The 20,229-nt window shown below is 74.4% G+C and carries 6 protein-coding genes; 3 read left to right on the top strand and 3 right to left on the bottom strand.

The genetic code is table 11. The features are described from left to right. Positions 1 to 15 precede the first annotated feature (15 nt). The gene (locus ABFX50_RS16945; RefSeq protein WP_346147437.1) at positions 16 to 1,749 is read left to right on the top strand and encodes an ABC transporter ATP-binding protein; all 1,734 of its coding nucleotides are present in this window, start codon (positions 16 to 18) and stop codon (positions 1,747 to 1,749) included. Here the strand turns inward: ABFX50_RS16945 and ABFX50_RS16940 are convergent, their stop codons facing one another. From ABFX50_RS16940 to ABFX50_RS16930, 3 genes are read right to left on the bottom strand one after another with little or no spacing between them, the layout of a single operon-like run. Continuing rightward, positions 1,750 to 1,977, bottom strand: coding sequence for an MbtH family protein (locus tag ABFX50_RS16940; protein ID WP_346147435.1), 228 nt, complete (start codon positions 1,975 to 1,977; stop codon positions 1,750 to 1,752). It lies immediately after the preceding gene. Then, positions 1,974 to 17,045, bottom strand: coding sequence for an amino acid adenylation domain-containing protein (locus ABFX50_RS16935; protein ID WP_346147433.1), 15,072 nt, complete (start codon positions 17,043 to 17,045; stop codon positions 1,974 to 1,976). The genes ABFX50_RS16940 and ABFX50_RS16935 overlap by 4 nt, the downstream gene beginning before the upstream one ends. Before the next feature lie 19 nt (positions 17,046 to 17,064). Continuing rightward, complete coding sequence (locus ABFX50_RS16930) at positions 17,065 to 18,075, bottom strand: iron-siderophore ABC transporter substrate-binding protein (RefSeq protein WP_346147431.1); 1,011 nt, start codon at positions 18,073 to 18,075, stop codon at positions 17,065 to 17,067. Positions 18,076 to 18,175: 100 nt separating this feature from the next. Here ABFX50_RS16930 and ABFX50_RS16925 point away from each other — a divergent pair, with 100 nt between their 5' ends. Both ABFX50_RS16925 and ABFX50_RS16920 read left to right on the top strand, forming a co-directional pair. After that, complete coding sequence (locus ABFX50_RS16925) at positions 18,176 to 19,165, top strand: FecCD family ABC transporter permease (RefSeq protein WP_346147427.1); 990 nt, start codon at positions 18,176 to 18,178, stop codon at positions 19,163 to 19,165. Next, positions 19,162 to 20,229: a FecCD family ABC transporter permease gene (locus tag ABFX50_RS16920; RefSeq protein ID WP_346147425.1), complete on the top strand. Its 1,068-nt coding sequence runs from the start codon at positions 19,162 to 19,164 to the stop codon at positions 20,227 to 20,229. The genes ABFX50_RS16925 and ABFX50_RS16920 overlap by 4 nt, the downstream gene beginning before the upstream one ends.

Below are 20,229 nucleotides of genomic sequence, written 5' to 3'. Positions count from 1 at the left end.
ACGAGGAGAGGACCCATGGCGACGTCCGAGGAGCGCGAACTGCTGCCCACCGCGAACGCGGCGCAGACCTGGGCGGCGGTGCGCGAGCTGGCCCGCCCCCACCGGCTGACGGCGCTCGGCGGCTTCGCCGTGCTGGTCGCGGCGACGGCGATCGGCCTGCTCACCGCCCCCGTGCTGGGCCACATCATCGACCTGGTAAGCCGGTCGAGCCCGGCGGCCGCGATCACCGAGCCCGTCACCTGGCTGGCGGCCATCGCGGTCGGGCACGGCGTGGCCACCGCGATCGGCGTCTCGCTGATCGCCAAGCTCGGCGAGGGCATGCTGGCCACGCTGCGCGAACTCTTCGTGGACAGGGCGCTGCGCCTGCCGCTCGACCAACTGGAGCGGGCCGGCTCCGGCGACCTGACCTCCCGCGTCACCGGCGATGTCTCGGTGATCACCAACGCGGTGCGCGACGCCCTTCCCGCCCTCGCCCGCTCGGTGCTGACGATCGGGCTCACGCTGGTGGGCCTGGCCGTCCTCGACTGGAGGTTCCTGCTGGTCGCGCTGCTGGCCGCGCCGATCCAGATCCACACGCTGCGCTGGTACGCCGGGCGCGCCGTCCCGCTGTACGCCGCGCAGCGCGTGGCCGTCGGCGCCCAGCAGCAGCAACTGCTCGGCACGGTCGGCGGGGCCTCGACCGTGCGGGCGTTCGGGCTCGGCGACGAGCACGTGGGCCTGGTCGCGACCAGGTCGTCGGCGGCGGTGGATCTCGTGCTGCGCGGCGCCAGGCTGGTGACCAGGTTCTACGCCAGGCTCAACCTCGCCGAGTTCGTCGGCCTGTCGGCGGTGCTGGTGACCGGGTTCCTGCTGGTGCGGAGCGGCGGCGTGAGCATCGGCACGGCAGGCGCCGCCGCCCTCTACTTCCACAGCCTGTTCACCCCGATCAACATCGCGCTCGGGCTGGTCGACGACGCCCAGGCCGCGGGCGCGGGCCTGGCGAGGCTGGTCGGCGTGGTCGGCGCCGCCGCCGAGCCCGCTCCCGTGCTGGCCTCGGGGGCGGCGGCCGAGGTCGGCGTCCGGGGCGTCGGCTACTCCTACAGGAGCGGACATCCCGTGCTGCGGGAGGTGGACCTCGACCTCGCGGCGAAGGAGCGCGTCGCGCTGGTCGGCGCGAGCGGCGCGGGCAAGACCACGCTGGCCAAGCTCATCGCGGGCATCCACCCGCCGGACAGCGGCTCGATCACCGTGGACGGCCCTGCCCGCTCGGTCGCCCTGGTCACGCAGGAGGTGCACGTGTTCGCCGGCACGCTGGCCGAGGACCTCAGGCTGGCCAGGCCGGAGGCGAGCGACGGCGAGCTGGCCGAGGCGCTCGACCGGGTGGGGGCGCTGGGCTGGGCGCGGGCGCTGCCCGACGGCCTGGCCACCGTCGTGGGGGACAGCGGGCACCGGCTGACGGCCGCGCAGGCCCAGCAGCTCGCGCTGGCCAGGCTCGTGCTGGCCGATCCTCCCGTCGTCGTGCTCGACGAGGCGACGGCGGAGGCGGGCAGCGCCGGGGCGAGGGCTCTGGAGGCGTCGGCGGCCGCCGCGATCGAGGGCAGGACCGCTCTCGTCGTCGCGCACCGGCTCACCCAGGCCGCCTCCGCCGACCGCGTCGTGCTGCTCGACCAGGGGCGGGTCGCCGAGACCGGCACGCACGACGAGCTCGTGCGCGCCGGAGGGCGCTACGCGGCGCTGTGGGCGGCCTGGTCGGGCCACCGCGCGCCCTAGTCAGCCCGCGGCCCCGCCCGCTTCCATGGCCTCCACGAGGCTGCGGGGCCGCAGGTCGGTCCAGTTCCGCTCCACGTACTCCAGGCAGGCGTCGCGGGCCTCCTCGCCGAACACCGTCTGCCACCCGGCGGGCACCTCGGCGAAGGACGGCCAGAGCGAGTGCTGGCCCTCATCGTTGACCAGCACCAGGAAGCGGCCCTCGGGGTCGTCGAACGGGTTGGTGCTCATGCGTCTCTCCTTGTCTCGGTCGTCAGGATGCGGACCAGGTCGTCCGCGAGGGACTGGATCGTGGACCTGTCGAACAGGCCGGTCGCGTACTCCAGCAGGCACACCACGGGAGCGTCGCCGCGCGGCTCGAAGTAGCTGAGCGTCAGGTCGGCGAGCAGCGCGCCCGTCGGGATCTGCTCGAAGACCAGCCCGCCGAGGTCGGCCTGCTCGTGGTGGACCAGCATCACCTGCGGGGCGGCCAGGCCGAGGGCCCTGGCCACCCTGTCGAAGGCGACGTCCTGCCGGTCGAGCGCGGCCAGGTCGGTCTCGCGCACCCGGGCGAGCAGCTCGCGGAAGCCCGGCTCGCCTGAGGTGTCGGTGCGCAGGACGACGGCGTTGAAGAAGCACCCCACCAGGTCGGCGAGGCCCTCCTCCGCGCGGCCCGCGACCAGGGAGGCGATCGGGAGATCGGTCCCCGCGCCCCTGGCGGTCAGCAGCGCGGCCAGCGCCGCGTGCAGCACCATGAACCTGCTCACGCCGGTCTCGGCGGCCAGCCTGTCGATGCCCGCCTGCAGCTCCTCGTCCAAGGCGACCCGCAGGAAGTCACCCCGCCGAGGCGCGCCGTCCGTGCGCGCGGTGCCGTTCGAGCCCGCCCTGTCGTACGGCAGCGCCAGCTCGCGCGGCAGGCCGCTCAGCGCTCGCCGCCAGTAGGCGAGCTGTCCGCCGTCGTCCGTCTCGTGCGCCCATCGCGTGTAGTCGGCGTAGCCGAAGGGCAGCGGCTCCCACGCGGGGGCGAGGCCCTCGGTCCTGGCCTGATAGGCGGTGGCGAAGTCGCGCAGCAGCGGCACCACGGACCACTCGTCCACGCCGAGGTAGTGCATCGTCAGCAGCAGCGCGCTGCCACCCGAGGGGTCGGTGAGCAGCCTGGCCCGCAGCGGCGGGCGGCCCTCCAGGTCGGCCGGCTCGGCCGCCAGCGTGTGGAGCGCCTCGTCGAGGTCGTCCACCCCGACGAGCTCCAGCCACTGGGCGGCGGGCTCCTGCACGAGCCGTCCGTTCCTCATCGCCACGGCCGTACGAAGGGGCTCGTGGCGGGCGGCGACGTCGGCCAGCGCCGCCGAGGCCGCGCCTTGGACGGGGGAGCGGAGCGCGAAGGCCATGTCGTAGGGGCGGCCCTCGCCCTGCCTGGTCCACTGCCACTCCTGGGCGGGCGCGGCGGGCAGCGCCCTCCGCCGCGGCACCCGCCGCCCTCCGCCGCCCCCCGCGCCCTCGCCCGCCTCTCGCCCGGTGCGAGCGCTCTCGTCCAGGCTCTCGAGCGTGTCCGCCGCGAGCCTGTCCGCCAGCGCGGCGACGGTCGGGGCGTCGAAGACGGCCCTGAGCGAGAGGCGGGTGTCGAACCGGGTCCTGATCCTGCCGATCAGCCGCATCGCGGACATGGAGTGGCCGCCGAGCTCGAAGAAGTTGTCGTGGACGCCCACCTCGGGCAGGCCGAGCACCTCCGCGAACAGCTCGGCCAGCACCCGCTGCCCGCCGGTGCCCGGACGGGAGCCGCCCGCGAGCGCCGACCAGTCGGGCGAGGGCAGCGCCGCGCGGTCCAGCTTGCCGTTGGGCGTGAGCGGCAGCGGTCCTTCGAGCACCACCACGACGGACGGGACCATCGCGGCGGGCAGCAGCCCTGCCACGTGCGCGCGCACCTGCGAGGGATCGAGCGCGCCGCGAGCCTGCGAGGAGCCCTCCGGCGGGCCCGCCGGCACGGCGTAGCCGACCAGCCGGGGCTCGGGGCCGCCGGTGTCGACGACGACGGCCGCATGGGCGACCGAGGGGTGCCTGGTCATGGCCGCCGCGACCTCCCCTGGCTCGATCCTGAAGCCGCGGATCTTCACCTGGTCGTCGGCCCTGCCGAGGAAGTCGAGTGAGCCGTCGGCCCTCCACCTGGCCCTGTCGCCGGTGCGGTACATCCTGCTGCCCGGCGGGCCGAACGGGCAGGCCACGAAGCGCTCGGCGGTCAGCGCCGCACGCCCGAGGTAGCCGCGCGCCAGGCCGTCGCCCGCGATGTACAGCTCGCCCCCCACACCTGGCGGCACGGGACGCAGGCGATCGTCGAGCACGTAGGCGCGCGTGTTGGGATCGGGCACCCCGATCGGCACCGCCCCGGTCCAGCCGGGACGCGCCTCCCAGAGCGTCGAGTTCACCGTCGCCTCGGTCAGCCCGTAGGCCGCCATGAGGCGCAGCCGTCCGGCCCACCGCTCGATCACGCCCGGCGGCACGGTCTCGGTGCCGACCAGCACCGTGCAGCCCTCGGGGAGCGAGCAGCCCTCGGGCAGCGCGGCCACCAGCGAGGGCGGCAGGATGGCGTGGGTGATCCGCTGCCGGGTCATGAAGTCGGTCAGCTCCCTGCCAGGCACCCTCGCCTCGTCGGGGATCAACACCAGCGTGCCGCCGTGGCACAGCGCCATGCACAGCTCGAAGACGGTCACGTCGAACCCGATGGAGGCGAAGTGCAGCACCCTGCTGTCAGGGGTGAGCCCCATCCTGTCGACGGCGGTGGCGAGCAGGCTGGCGAGCCCTTGGTGCGGAACGACCACCCCCTTGGGGCGTCCGGTCGAGCCCGAGGTGTAGATGACGTACGCGGCCTGGTCCCGCGTCACGGCCGGACGGGCGGGGGCGGGTCCGCCGGGCAGGTGGCGGGGGTCGAGCAGCAGCACGTCGAGCCCGTCGATCGGGGCGGCGGCGACCACCACCCGCGCCCCCGAGTCGGCGACCATGTAGGCAAGTCGGTCGGCGGGGTGGGCCAGGTCGAGCGGGAGGAAGGCGGCGCCCAGCTTGGTTACGGCGATCATCGTCGCCACGCTCTCCACCGAGCGCGGCAGCGCCACCCCGACCACGCTCTCGGCGCGCACTCCGTGCTCGGCGAGCAACGAGGACACCCGGTCCGACAGCGCGTCCAGCTCCGCGTAGGTGAGCGACCGCGCGCCGTCACCCGCCGTCTGGCCGCCCCCGGTGACCGCAGGGGAGTGGTCCACGATCGCGACGGCGTCGGGGCGCTCGGCGGCCATCCGCCCGAACAGCGCGGGAAGGCTCTCCTCGGTCACCGGGCGGTCGGTGCCGTTGAAGCCGGTGAGGACGCGCTCGCGCTCTCCCCCGACGAGCACCTCGACCGAGCCGACGGGGCGTGAGGGATCGGCGGCGACCTCGGCGACCAGCGCCGCCAGCCGCTCGCCCAGCGACGCGATGGTGGAGCGGTCGAACAGCTCGGTGCGGTACTCGATCACGCAGGTGAGGCCCTCGCCCTCCACGAAGGAGAACACGAGGTCGAACGTGGCGGTCGTCACCTCGAAGGGGTGCGGGAGCACCTCGAGGCCCTCCAGCGCGAAGTCGTCGCCCGCCCTGTTGCGGTAGCCGACCATGACCTGGAACAGCGGGTTGCGGTCGGGGGAGCGCACCGGATTGAGCTCCTCGACGACCGCCTCGAACGGCACGTCCTGGTGGGAGAAGGCGGCCAGGTCCAGCTCCCTGACGCGGTCGAGGAGCTCGGCGAAGCTCGGCTCGCCCGACAGGTCGGCGCGCAGCACGAGCGTGTTGACGAAGAAGCCCACCAGATCGTCCATGGCTTCGTCGGTCCTGCCCGAGATCGGCGCGCCGAGCGGGAGGTCGTCGCCCGCGCCCATGCGGTGCAGCAGCGCCGCGACGGCCGCGTGGCACACCATGAACATGCTCGCCCCCGCCCGCTGCGCCAGCGCCCTCAGCCGCCCGCAGGTCTCGGGGCCGAGCTCGACCGCCAGCCGCGCGCCCGCCGGGCTCGGCCTGGCCTGATGGGGACGGTCGACGGGCAGGTCGAGCCGTTCGGGCGCGCCGCGCAGCGTCTGCCCCCAGTAGGCGAGCTGGCGCGCGGCCAGGCTCTCAGGGTCGCTCCTGTCGCCGAGCAGCTCCCGCTGCCAGAGCGTGTAGTCGACGTACTGCACGGGCAGCGGCTCCCACGAAGGAGCCCGCCCCTCCCGGCGGGCGGCGTAGGCGGCGGACAGGTCGCGGAGGAACGGGCCGTCCGACCACTCGTCCGTGGCGATGTGGTGCAGCAGCAGCGCCACCACGTGCTCGTGAGGCCCGAGCCTGACGACGCCCGCCCGCAACGGCGGCTCGGCGGCCAGGTCGAAGGGGCGCTCGAGGAAGCTCTCCAGGGAGCCCTCGACCAGCTCCAGCGCGGGACGCGCCCGCTCGGCGGGCAGCACGCGCTGGAAGGGACGGCCCTCCCGCTCGACGACGAGGGTGCGCAGCGCCTCATGGCGGGCCGACAGGTCGGCCATCGCCGCGCCGAGCGCCTCCAGGTCGAGCTCTCCGCGCAGCCGCATCACCAGCGGGAAGTTGTAGAGCGCGGAGGCGCCCTCCAACTGCTCGATCAGCCAGAGCCGCTGCTGGGCGAACGACAGCGGAGGCTCGTCGGGGCGCGTCGAGGCGGGTGTCAGCGCCGGCCGCCGCCGCGAGAGCGTGACCCTCGCCGCCAGCTCGGCGACGGTGGGCGCCTCGAACAGGTCGCGGATCGCCAGCTCGGCGCCGAGCGCGGCGCGAGCCCTGCTGACCAGGCGGGTGGCCAGCAGGGAGTGGCCGCCCAGATCGAAGAAGTCGTCGTCGACGCCGACGTGCTCCACGCCGAGCAGGTCGGCGAACAGCTCGCACAGGACGCGCTCGCGCGCCGAGCCCGGAGGGCGGGCCGCGCCGCCGCCGGTGACGGCGGGCCTGGGCAGCGCCCGCACGTCCAGCTTGCCGTTGACCGTGAGGGGGAGCCTGCCGACCGCGACGAGCGCGGCGGGCACCATGTAACCCGGCAGCCTGGCCTTCAGCGAGAGCCGCAGCGCCGCGAGGTCGGCCGCCTCGTCGTGGAGCACGACGTAGCCGAGCAGCCGGTGGCCGCCGTCGGCGACGACCGCCGCGTGGGAGACCTGCGGGTGCTCCTCCAGCGCCGCCGCGACCTCGCCCGGCTCGACCCGGTGTCCGCGGATCTTCACCTGGTCGTCGGTGCGGCCGAGGAAGTCGAGGTTGCCGTCGGGGCGCAGCCGTACGAGGTCGCCTGTGCGGTACATCAGGGCGCCAGGCCGCATGCCGTACGGGTCGGCGACGAAGCTCGCGGCCGTCAGGCCGGGGCGGCGGTGGTAGCCGCGCGCCAGCCCCGCCCCGCTGATGTACAGCTCGCCGGGGGTGCCGGGCGGCACCTGGCGCAGCGCTCGGTCCAGGACGTACACGCGGGTGTTCCAGATCGGCCGCCCGACGGTGGGCGTCGGGCTGTCGTGCGTGGAGGCGCCCAGCGTGTTGATCGTGTACTCGGTCGGCCCGTAGAGGTTGTAGCCGAAGGTGCCCTGGGTGTCGCGCAGGGCCGTCCAGACGGTCTCGGCGACCGCCTCGCCGCCGAGCAGCACCAGCGCGGGCCTGTGCCCCTCGAGCAGGCCCTCCTCGATGAGGTGGTGGGCGTAGGTGGGCGTCACGTTGACGACGTCGACGCGCTCCCTGTCGCAGTAGGCGACCAGGGCCTCGGCGTCGCGGCGCAGGTTCTCGTCACAGATGTGCACCTCGTGCCCCTCGACCAGCCACAGCAGCTCCTCCCACGACATGTCGAAGGCGAAGGAGACCGTGTGCGCCACCCGCAGCCGCCTGCCGCCCGCGGCCGCGATCGTCGGCTCGAAGATGGCCTCGCGGTGGTTGAACTGCATGTTCGTCAGCCCGCGGTACGGCGTGACGACCCCCTTCGGCCGCCCTGTCGACCCCGAGGTGTAGATCACGTACGCCGGATGGTCGAGCCGGTGCGGCAGGCCGCGCGCGAAGCGGGGCCGCTCGTCGTCGGCAGGCTCGCAGGAGGGCAGGGCCGCGAGCCTGCGCGCGGTCGCCTGATCGTCGAGCACCACCCGCGGCACCCCCGTCTCGGGCAGCGCGACGGCGCTCGTGGTCACCACGCACACCGGCGAGGTGTCGCCGATCATGAACTCCAGCCGCTCCGCCGGGTACTCCAGGTCCAGCGGCAGGTAGGCGGCGCCCGTCTGGAGCACCGCGAACAGCGCGACGACCATGTCGGCCGAGCGCGGCAGCGCCAGGGCGACCACCTGCTCAGGCGCGGCGCCGTGCTGCAGCAGCAGCCTGGCCAGCCGGTTGATCCTGGCGCCGAGCTCGGCGTAGGTGAGGCTGCCCTCGCGCGAGACCAGCGCCACCTCGCAGGGCGTGCGCGCCGCCTGCTCGGCGAGCAGCTCGGCCACGGTCGCGGGAGGCAGCGGCCGGGATGAGTCCGCTCGCGAGCGCTCATCGTCCAGGAGCAGGTCGAGCGCGCCGACCCGGTCGTGCGGGCTCGCGATCAGGCGCTTCAGCACGGTCGTGAAGCGCTCCAGCGTTCTGTGGGCCTCGTCCCCGCCGATCACGTCGGGCCGGTACGACAGCGTCACCCGCAGCCTGGCGCCCTGGGTCACCACGAGGGTGAGGGGGTAGTGGGTGGCGTCCACCCCCGACACACCCACGATGCCGTTGCGGTGGGTGAACACGGCCATCCGCTCCTCACCGCCCGCGTCGCGCAGGACGAAGAGGGTGTCGAAGAGCCTGCGATGACCGCTGTGCCGCTGCAGCTCACCCAGGCCCAGATGCTCGTACGGCATCAGCGCCACCCGCTCGTCCTGCACCCGCCGCAGCAGGCCGAGCACGGACTCACGCGGGTCGAAGGCGATGCGCACGGGGACGGTGTTGAGGAACATCCCGATGATGTCCTCCACGCCGGGCACCTCGGCAGGACGGCCCGCCACGGCCGCGCCGAAGACGACGTCGTCCCTGCCCACCGCGGCGGACAGCACGAGGGCCCACGCGGTGTTGAGCAGGGTGTTGAGGGTCAGCCCGCGGTCGCGGGCGGTGGCGCGCAGCAGGTCGCACAGCCCCGCGGGCAGCACGACGTCGAGGTTCACCGCGATCGCCGGGCTCAGTCCGTCGTCGGCAGGCCGAACCAGGGTCGGTTCGGCCAGGCCCGACAGCGCCTCGCCCCACGCGGCCAGCGCCGCCTGGGGCGGCTGGCCGGCCAGCCACGCGAGATAGTCCCGGTAGGAGCCCGAAGCCGCGGCACCCGCCGCGCCGGGAAGGCCGCTCGGTCCGTCCTGGCCCGCCTGCCCGGCGCGGCCGCTCGGCCGGTCGGGGCTCGCGCCGTCGGCGAGGCCGCTCGGTCCTGCGGGGCTCGCGGTGTCGGCGAGGCCGTCGAACAGCTGCTCCAGCACCAGCCAGGCCGACCAGCCGTCCCACAAAATCAGGTGGTGGGTGAGCACCACGCGGTCACGGCCGCCCAGACGGATCAGCAGCAGCCGCATCAGCGGCGCCTCGGCGAGGTCGAAGCGGCGCGTCCTGTCCTCGGCCAGCAGCGCGGCCACCGCCTCCTCCTGCTCGGCGGGCGGCAGCCCCGACAGGTCGACCTCGCGCAGCGGCGGCTCCACCTCCGCGCGGATGACCTGCACCGGACGCGGCAACCCCTCCGCGGTGAAGGCGGCGCGCAGGCTCGCGTGGCGGGCCAGCAGCGCCGCGCACGACGCGCGCAGCCTGCCGGCGTCGAGCGGCCTGTCGAAGTCGAAGACGTCCTGCGAGGTGTAGACGTCGACCGCGCCGGCGTCGTAGCTGGAGTGGAAGAAGATCCCCTCCTGGAGCGGCGAGAGCGGCCAGACGTCCTCGACGGCGACGTCGCCGGCCGCGCGCACCAGCTCCATCTCCTCCTCTCCCAGGCCCAGCAGGCCGGGCCTGGCCCGCTCCTCTCCCACCTCGCGCGCGCCCTCCGCCAGCGCCGACGGCGTACGGCGGGCGAAGACGTCGCGCGGGCTGACCGCGAGACCCGCCGCCCGGGCGCGGCCCGAGACGGCGATCGCGGCGATGCTGTCGCCGCCGAGGGCGAAGAAGTCGTCGTCCGCCCCCGCCTCGACGCCCAGGACCTCGGTGAAGATCTCGCAGAACAGCCGCTCACGCGCGGTGCCAGGCGCGCGCACCTGACGGGGGAGCGCGTCGGGGACGGGCAGCGCCGCGCGGTCGACCTTGCCGTTGGGCGTCAGCGGCAGCCGCTCCAGCACGACGACCGCGCTCGGCACCATCGGCGCCGGCAGCACCGATGCCAGCGCGGCCCGCACCTCGCCGCCGTCCTCCACCGTCCCGCCCTCCGGCACGGCGTAGCCCACCAGCCTGGTCGCGCCGCCGTGCTCGCGGGCCACGACCACGGCCTCGGCGACGCCCCGCAGCCGCGCGAGCCTGGCCTCCACCTCGCCGAGCTCGACGCGGTTGCCGTGGATCTTCACCTGGTGGTCGGTCCTGCCGACGAAGTCGAGCGCCCCGTCCGCGCGCCGCCTCACGAGGTCGCCTGTGCGGTACATGCGGGTGCCCGGAGGGCCGTACGGGTCGGCGACGAACCTCCCGCTCGTCAGCGCGGCTCGCCCGTGGTAGCCGAGGGCGAGCTGGTCTCCCGCGACGTAGAGCTCGCCCTGGTGCGCGGGGCGCAGGCAGACGTCCAAGACGTACAGCCTGGTGTTCCACACGGGCCCGCCGATCGGCACGGTCGCACCGGCGACACGGGCGGCCTCGAGGGCCGGGGAGGCGGGTCGCGCGGAGCCGTCCTGCCAGGTGACCTGGACGGTGGCCTCCGTCGGCCCGTAGCAGTTGTCCACGGGCACGCCGGTCAGCTCACGCCAGCGGTCGGCGAGGTCGGCGTCCAGCGCCTCGGCCCCGCCGAAGACCCTGCGCAGGCTCGCGGCCCACGAGGGGTCGGCGGTGACCTCCTCCGTGCCGAGGAACGCCCTCACCATCGAGGGGACGATGTCGAGCACGCTGACCCGCTGCTGCCTGATGAGCGTGGCCAGGTAGGCGGGGTCGAGGTGCCCGCCCGGCTCGGCGAGCACCACGGCCGCGCCCGAGCACAGCGGCCAGAAGATCTGCCAGACCGAGGCGTCGAAGCCGGCCGAGGCCTGCTGGAGCATGCGGTCGGAGGCGTCCATGGCGAACTCGCCCTGCGCCCACGCCAGGTGGCTCACGATCGCCCGATGCGTGACGACCACACCCTTGGGCCTGCCGGTCGAGCCCGAGGTGTAGATGAGGTAGGCGGGGTCGTCAGGCGAAGCGGCCCGCGGAGCGTCCCCGTCCGCACCGCCGGAGGACACCTCCTCCAGGGGAACGCTCTCGTCGAGGGTGATGCGGGTCACGCCGTGCGGCGGGGTGAGGTCCCGGCCGCCGACGACGAGGCGGGCGCCGCTGTCGGAGAGCATGAAGGCCAGGCGCTCGGCCGGGTAGCCGGGGTCGAGAGGGACGTAGGCCGCGCCCGCCTTGAGCACGCCCAGCAGCGCGACGACCAGCTCGGGCGAGCGGGGCAGCGCCACCGCGACGAACGAGCCTGGACCCGCGCCGCGGGCGGCCAGTCGCCGAGCCAGCCTCTCGGCCCTGCGCTCCAGCTCGGCGTAGGAGAGCTCGGCGTGGGAGAGCTCGGCGTGGGAGATCAGAGCCGTCGCCTCGGGGGTGCGGGCGGCCTGGGCGGCGAAGGCGCCGGCCAGCGTCGCCGGTGGAACCTCCCTGACCGCGCCCACGAGCGGCGCGCCCTCAGGGCCGGCCAGATCGATCCGCCCGACAGGAAGCCCGGGGTCGGCGATGATCGCCTCCAGCAGGCGTCGCAGCCCCTCGGCGATCCTGAGCGCGGCCTGCTCGCCGATGGTGTGGTCGAGCCTGAACTCCACCCGCTCTCCCGGCACGACCGTGAGCGAGAGCGGGTAGTGCGAGCCGTCCCGCACCTCGACGCCCGCGATGCCCTGGATGTCCCCTTCGATGGGGTAGTTCTCCACCGCCACCAGGGTGTCGAACAGGCCGGTGAATCCGGTCAGCCGCTGGATCTCGGCCAGTCCGAGGTGCTGGTGGTCGAGCAGGTCGGCCTGCTCGTCCTGGAGCCGTGCCAGCAGCTCGGCCGGACGGTCGTCCGGACGCCAGGCCAGCCGTACGGGAACGGTGTTGACCAGCAGGCCGACCATCGACTCGACGCCGTCCAGGTCGGCCTGCCTGCCCGAGACCGTGGAGCCGAAGACCACGTCGTGGCCGCCGGTGAGACGGCCGAGCAGCAGCCCCCAAGCGCCCTGCGCGACCGTGCCGAGCGTCAGCCCCCGCGACCACGCCCACGGGAGCAGGCCGCCGACCTCGAAGCGCACCTGCCCTCCAGGTCCCTCCTGCGGGGCCAGCAGCGTCGGCCCTTCGAGCCTGTCCAGCGCTCGCCGCCAGGCCTCGCGCGCCGCCTCCCTGTCGCGTCCGAGCAGCCAGGTGAAGTAGTCGCGGTACGGCGTGACGCGAGCCCGGTGATCGCCCAGCAGCTCCCGCAGCATGATCGGCACCGACCAGCCGTCCGCGACCAGGTGATGCAGCGTCAGGACGAGCGTCGAGCCGCCGACCAGCGCCGCCCTGAGCAGCGGCGGCTCGGCCGGGTCGAAGGGCCGCGCCAGCTCCTGCGCGGCGACGGTCTCCACGTCCTGGTCGTGGACCTCCCGCCAGGGGACGGGCGCGTCGCGCACGACGAACTGCGTGACCCTGCCGTCGTCGCCGCGCAGGAACCCGGCGCGCAGCGGCGCGTGCCGTTCCACCAGACGGCGCAGCGCGGCGCGCAGAGCGTCCGCGTCGGCGGGGCCCGCCAGCTCGATGACCTGCTGGACGGTGTAGACGCCTGGGTCGGACAGCGAGTGGAAGTACAGCCCCTGCTGCAGGGGCGTGGCGGGCAGGACGTCCTCGAGCTCAGGGCCGAGCGCGTCGATCTCCTCCTGGGACAGCGCGACCATGGGGAAGTCGGAGGGCGTGTGCCCCCCGGCCCCGGGCTCGCCCGCGTGGACGGCGAGCGCGCCCAGCGCCTCCAGCCAGCCCTGGGCCAGGTCGGCGACGTCGGCGTCGGCGAGCACCCCGGCGGGCCACGACCATGTGGCGCTCAGCTCGGGCCCCTCCGCGCCGTCGCGGACGAGGGCGTTGATCTCCAGCGGGTGGGAGAGCGGCATGCCGGGGTCCCTCCCGGCGGTCAACGGCTCGGCGTCGTCGGCGGGCGCCCAGTCCGCGCCTTCACCGGACCTGAAACGGCCCAGGTAGTTGAACAGGATCGAGCCGGCGGGCCGGCCCTGGGCGGGTACGGCCCGCAGGCGCTCCTTGACCCGCTTGATCGCGCCGCCCGTCGTGGGAGCGTCGCCCAGCTCAAGGGGGTCGAGCACGACGGGGGCGATCGTGGTGAACCAGCCGATCGTGCGGGTGAGGTCGGCGTCGCCGTCGCGGCCGTGGCCTTCGAGGTCGACCTGGACGGGGTCGCGCCGTCCGCGCGAGAGAGCGTGGGCGAGCGCGGTGAGCAGCACGTCGTCGACGGTGCCGTGGTAGCGGGCGGGCAGCTCGGCCAGCAGCGGCGCGGTCTTCGCGACCGGCAGACAGACCGTGAGCGAGCGCTCGCCCGCCGCGGTGTCGAGCGAGGCGTCCAACGCCCGCAGCCCGAACGGCTCCCACCCGGAACCGGCGCCCGGGTCCCCGGCGGCCGGGGGCCCCACCACGCCGCCGGAGGCAGGATCGCTCTCCCTCAGATGGGACCAGCGGGTGAACGAGGTGGCGACAGGGGGGAGCTCCACATGGGCGCCGTCCGACAGCGCGCGGGCCGCCTGGGCGAGGTCGTCCAGCAGGATGCGCCACGAGATGCCGTCCACGACCAGGTGGTGGACCACCAGCACGAGCCGCCGCTCCGCCTCCAGCCACACCGCCCTCAGCATCACCCCCGCACGGGGATCCAGCCGCGCCGCCGCCCGCGCCCGATGCGCGGCGACCGTCCCCGATCCCGCGCGGGAGAGCACGTCGCCCGCGCGCACCGAGCCGGGCGGAGGCACCTCAAGCTCCCAGCCCTCGTCGCTTCCCAGCAGCCGCGCGCGCAGCATCCCGTGATGGTCGAGGACGGCCTGCAGCGCCCCCACGAGGACCTCGAGGTCCAGCTCGCCCGGCAGGCGCACCACCACCGACTGGTGGAAGCCGTCGATCGGCCCGCCCCGCCGCCTCAGCGCGGCGACGATCGGGGTCTCGGCCGCGAGGCCGACGCCGGGGTCGTGGGCGGGCGCGGCGGACGTCTGCGTCCTGCCCCTGGCCAGCGCCGCGACTGTCCTGTGCAGGAAGATTTCGCGAGGGGTGAGGGCCAGGCCCTCCCGCCTGGCCCTGTTCACCAGCTGGATCGCGACGATGCTGTCGCCGCCGAGCTCGAAGAAGCTGTCGTGGACGCCCACCGACTCCAGGCCGAGCACCTCGGCGAAGACCCGGGCGAGCGTGCGCTCGGCCGGGGTGGAGGGGGCGGCGCCGCCCACCGGCGCGGTCCAGGAGGGATCGGGCAGCGCGCGCCTGTCGAGCTTGCCGTTCGGGGTGAGCGGCAGCGGGCCTTCCATCACCACGATCGCGCTCGGCACCATGTGCTCGGGCAGCGCGCTCGCCGCGCGCCCGCGCAGCCGTCCCGCGTCGAGGTCGCCCGAGCCTGTCACGTAGCCGACCAGCCGCTTGGCGCCGCGGTGGTCCTCGACGGCGACGACCGCGGCCTGGGCGACAGAGGGATCGGCCATCAGGACGCTCTCGACCTCGCCCGGCTCGATCCGGTGACCGCGGATCTTGAGCTGGCCGTCCTCGCGGCCGAGGAAGTCGATGTTCCCGTCGGGGCGCAGGCGCGCCCTGTCCCCTGTGCGGTACATGCGCTCGCCCGGCGCGCCGAACGGGTCGGGGACGAACCGCTCGGCGGTCAGCCCTGGCCTGCCGAGGTAGCCCCTGGCCAGCCCGCGGCCCCCCACGTACAGCTCGCCCGTGACGCCCGGCGCCACGGGGCGCAGCGCGGAGTCGAGGATGTGACAGCGGGTGCCGGGGTCGGGCAGGCCGATCGGCACCGGCCCCCGCCAGCCCTTCTCCGCCTGCCAGAGCGTGGAGTTGACGCTCGCCTCCGTCAGCCCGTAGGCGACCACGATGCGAAGCCGCTCCGCCCACCTGGCCACCAGCTCGGACGGCACGGTCTCGGTGCCCACGACGAGCACCGCCCCCTCGGGCAGCTCGCACTCGGCGGGCAGCGCGGCCACCAGCGAGGGCGGCAGGATCATGTGGGTGACGCGGTGCTCGGCGAGGTAGCCGGTCAGCTCCACCCCCGCCACCCGCCGCTCGGCGGGCACCACGACGAGCGTGCCGCCGACGCACAGCGACATGATGAGGTCCCAGACGGCGACGTCGAAGCCCGCGGAGGCGAACTGCGCGACCCTGCTGGTGTCGTCGACGCCGAGACGTCCGGTGGCGGTGGCGATGAGCGCGCCGACGCCGTCGTGGGTGACCACCACACCCTTCGGACGGCCGGTCGAGCCCGAGGTGTAGATCACGTAAGCGGCGCGGTCCCCGCCCGCGTCGGGCAGGTTCGGCGCGGGCTCGGGGCCGAGCTCGTCCATCAGGAGGCGGGGCAGCGGCAGCTCCTCGGCGTGGCCGGCCACGGAGACCACCAGGCGCGCCCGCGCGTCCCGCACCATGAAGGTCAGCCGGTCGGCCGGATGGTCGGGGTCGAGGGGCAGGTAGGCGGCGCCCGCCTTCATGACGCCGAGCAGCGCCACGACCAGGTCGGCCGAGCGCGGCACGACCACCGCGACGACGTCCTCGACGCCGATCCCTCTGGCGCGCAGCAGATGCGCGAGCGCGTTGGCCCTGCCGTTCAGCTCGGCGTAGGTGAGCCGCTCGCTCTCGCACACGACCGCGACCTTGCCGGGGGTGCGCTCCGCCTGCTGTTCGAAGGCGGAGGTCCACGAGAGCGCGGGCAGGTCGGGCAGCGGGGCGAGCGGCGGGGCGGTGGACAGCTCGATGCGGCCGAGCGGCAGGTGGGGCCGCTCGGCCATCGCCTCCAGCACGAGCAGCAGGCGCCGTTCGTGCTCGGCGAGCTCCTCCTGGCCGCAGACCGACGCGTCCGCGTCGAGGTCGATGCGCAGCCCGTGTCCCGCGGGCCTGTCGTAGACCGCCACCGACAGGTCGCTGACAGGTCCGAGCGACAGGTAGTGGATGGCGGCGGCGCTCTCGCCGAATCTGATGCCCTCGTGGAAGGGCATGACGTTCACCGTGGGCCCGATGAGCGAGCGCAGCCCTTCTGGGTGGCCGAGCTCTCTGGCCAGGTCCTCGCCCCGGTAGCGGGCGTGCGCGGCCAGCCGCCCGATCTCGTCAGCCACCGCCGCGACCAGCTCGGCGGCGGTGGTGGCCTGGCGCACGGCGAGCCGCAGCGGCAGGACGTTGGACATCAGCGCGGGGGAGTCCTCGCCCCTTCGCCTGGCCGTCACGGGGAGCCCGAGCACGATGTCGCGCTCGCCGCTCGACCGGTGCAGGTAGGCGCCGACGGCGGCGATGGCCAGGCGCGACAGGCGGGTGCCCATGGCGGCGGCGGCCTCGCGCAGCAGGTCGGAATGCTCCACCGAGAGCTCGACGGTCCTGCGCACGGCGTCGCGCGCGGGGACGGGCGTGCACTCGACCAGCCTGGCGGGTTCGTCGGGCACGCCCTTGAGCCTGCCGTGCCAGAAGTCGCGGTCGGCCGCGTGCTCGGCGGAGGCGCGGTAGGCGGTGTCCGCCGCGACGAGCCCTTCCAGCGACCAGTCGCCTGCGGATCCCTTCGCGCCGCCGTACAGCTCGGCGGCGCGCTGGATGATCCGCAGGATGCCGAAGCCGTCGGTGACCAGGTGGTGGTAGCGCTGGTACCACCACAGCCTGCCGTCGTCGAGCCGTAGCAGCGCGTGCCCGTACAGCGGGCCTGTGGCGAGGTCGGCGACGGTCGCCATGTCGGCGGCCATCCACGCGCGGGCCCGCGCCTCGGTCAGCTCGAGCACGGGAGGCGACCAGCCGGCGGGCGGGGGCGCGGGCGTCTGGACGGGGCCGTCCCCGCGCTCGGCGACGACCACGTGCAGGCTCTCGGCCTCCTCGACGGCCCGCCGCACCGCCGACGCCAGCACGGAGGCGTCGGCGGGCGGTGCGGCGGGCAGTTCGACGTAGCAGCCGATGGTGTAGGCCGGGCTGTCCGGCTCGAACTGCTGGGCCAGCCAGATGCCCCTCTGGGCCCCGGTCAGCGGAAGGACGGACATCTGGCAGCCTTTCGGTGGGTCACTTCTTGAGCAGCGGGACGACCTGGTCGATGGCGTACGGGATGCTGAGCACGGTGTTGAAGGACAGCGCCGCGCCGATCGGCGGGTCCTGGTAGGTCAGGAAGAGGTCGCGGCTCTCCTTGGCGACCTTCAGCTGCTTGTAGACGCTGTCGTTCTTGATCCGCTCCCACGGCTGCTTGCCGGTGGTGAGCCAGACGAGGCGGTCCACCTCGAGCAGGTCCATGCGCTCGGAGCCGAATTCGACGCCGTTGAGCTTGCCGGCCTCCTTGGTGATCCCCTCGGGGACGGTGAAGCCCAGCTCGGCCAGGAACGCCGACTTGGGGTCGCCCTTCTGGAAGGCGAAGTACTGGCCCGCCTTGAAGCTGTCGGCGGCGACCGCGGTCAGCCCCTTCCACTGCGGGTTGGCGGCGCGGGCCTGGGCGAACCTGTCCTTGATGCCGGCGATGAGCCGCTCGGCCTTCGGCTCCTCGCCCAGCGCGCGCCCCGCCAGCAGCGTCATCTCCTGCCACGGCGCGGCGTAGGGGTCGTAGCCCTTCGGCTGCGCGACCACGGGAGCGATCTTCGACAGCTGGTCGTACTGCTCCTTCTGGATGCCCGAGTACATCGCGAAGATCAGGTCGGGCTTGAGCGCGAGGAGCTTCTCCATCTTGACGCCGTCCTCGCGCAGTCCGAGCACGGTCGGCTCGGCGCCGCCCCACACGCCCGTGGTCCAGGGCCAGTCGGTGAAGGGGGTGCGCTGGAACCAGTCGACCACGCCGATGGGCTTGAACCCGAGAGCCAGGACGGGCTCGTGGTCGCTGAGGCCGATGGTGACGATGCGCTCGGGTCGCCTGGCGATCTCGGTCGTGCCGTGCAGATGCTCGACCTTCACGCGGAAGGCCGCGGCCGGGGCCGAGCCCGAGGCGGCGGGGGCGGGCGTCGCGGCCGTACCGGCGGGGGTCTGGCCGCCGCAGGCCGTGATGACGGCCAGCGCCAGGACGGCGAGCACCATCGACAATCGTGTGGACATGGTTCCCTCTTCTTGATCTGAGTACTAAGGTAAGCCTTACCTATCTTGATCCCCGTGAAAAGCCTTGTATGTCAGGCTTAAGTGAGGTATGCCTAACCTAATGAAGAGGTTGATCGTGGGCAGCGCCGCCGTCCTGGCCGTGCTCTGCCTGCTGTCGCTGGCGATCGGCAGCCGGGCGATCCCGCTCGACGAGGTCGCGCGCGCCCTCGTGGATCCGGCGAGCGTGGATCCCGAGGTGGCCGCCATCGTCGGCGGCACGCGGCTGTTCCGCACACTGGTCGCCGTGCTGGCGGGGGCGGCGCTCGGCCTGGCGGGCGCGGTCATGCAGGGCCTGACCCGCAACCCGCTGGCCGATCCCGGGCTGCTGGGCGTCAGCGCGGGCGCCGCGTTCGGCATCGTCCTGGCGGCGGGAGCGCTGGGCGTGAGCGGGCTGCTGCCGTCGATCTGGTTCGCCTTCGCCGGGGCCGCTGCCGCCTCCGTGGCGGTCTACCTGCTGGGCAGCAGGGGCAGGGGCGGCGCCTCCCCTGTCAAGCTGGCGCTGGCCGGCATCGCGGTCACCTACCTTCTCGACTCGCTCACCGGCGGCATCGCGCTGACCGACCCCGAGGCGCTCGACCGCTACAGGTACTGGTCGTCGGGCTCCCTCACCGGCCACGACGGCGGCACGCTCCTGGCCGTCGCGCCGTTCCTGGCCGCCGGCACCCTTCTCGCGCTGAGCACCGCGCCCGCGCTCAACAGCCTCTCGCTCGGCGAAGACGTCGCCGCCGCGCTCGGCCGCAGGCTCGCCCTGGTACGGCTGGGCGGCGCGCTGGCGATCACCCTGCTCACCGGCGCGGCCGTGGCGGTCACCGGCCCGATCGTCTTCGTCGGCCTGGTCGTGCCGCACCTGGTCAGGACCGTCACAGGGCCCGACCACCGCTGGCTGCTGCCGTCCTCGATGCTGGTGGCCCCCTGCCTGCTGCTGGCGGCCGACATCCTCGGCAGGGTCGTCGTGCGCCCGAGCGAGCTGGACGTGAGCCTGGTCGCCGCCTTCCTCGGAGCGCCCTTCTTCATCGCGCTCGTGCGCCGTCGCAGGCTCGCGGAGCTGTGACCGTGCTCGAACTCTCCCGAGGGCGCCTGCACTTCCGGCTGACCAGGCCGCCCGTCTCCGGCATCCTGCGCCTGCGCCTGGCGGTGGTCTGGCTGGGCGCGGGCCTGGCCGCCCTGCTCGCCCTCTGCCTGACCGTCGCCATGGGCTCGGGCGACTACGCCCTCAGTCCCCACGGCCTGCTGAACGCGCTGCTGGGCGCGGGTGAGCGGGCCGACCTGTTCGTGGTCTGGGAGCTGCGCCTTCCCAGGGCGACGGTGGCCCTGCTGGCGGGCGCGGCCTTCGGCCTGTCGGGGGCGATCTTCCAGTCCGTCACCCGTAACCCGCTGGCCAGCCCCGACATGCTCGGCATCACCCAGGGAGCCGGCACCGCCGTGGCCGCGGGCGTGGTGCTCGGCACGGGAGCGGGACTGGCCCCGCAGACGCTCGGCCTGGCGGGCGCGCTGGCGTCCGGGCTGGCGATCTACCTGCTGGCCTGGAAACGCGGCACCACGGGCTACCGGATCGTGCTCGTGGGCATCGGGGTCAGCTGGATGTGCGTCAGCCTCACCTCCTACCTGCTGAGCAGGGCCGAGCTGTACCAGGCGCAGAAGGTGCTCGGCTGGCTGGTGGGCAACCTCAACGACAGAGGGTGGCAGCACGCGGGGCCGCTGGCGCTCGCGCTGGCGGTGCTGCTTCCCGCCGTGCTGCTGCTCGGGCGGTGGCAGCGGACGCTGCGTCTCGGCGACGAGGTCGCGGGACGGCTCGGCACGCCCGTGCAGCGCGCCAGCCTCGCGCAGCTGCTGTGCGACGCGGCGCTGGCCGCCTTCGCCACCGCCGCCGCCGGGCCCGTGCTCTTCGTCGCGCTGGCCGCGCCGCAGATCGCGCAGCGCACCGCCCGCGCGGGCAGCCCGCCGCTCACCGCCTCCGCTCTCACCGGCTCGACGATCGTGCTGGTGGGCGATCTGATCAGTCAGCGCCTGCTGGCCGACTCCGTCCTGCCCGTCGGGGTGGTGACGGGCGTCCTCGGGGCGCCGTTCCTGCTGTGGCAACTGGCCCGCGCCAACAGGACGGGCACGGGAGGGTGA

The organism is Nonomuraea recticatena (genome assembly GCF_039533245.1).
GTDB classification, from domain to species: Bacteria; Actinomycetota; Actinomycetes; order Streptosporangiales; family Streptosporangiaceae; genus Nonomuraea; species Nonomuraea roseola.
The sequence above is the reverse complement of the archived record's forward strand: the minus strand, read 5'-3'. Positions and strand labels throughout refer to the sequence as shown.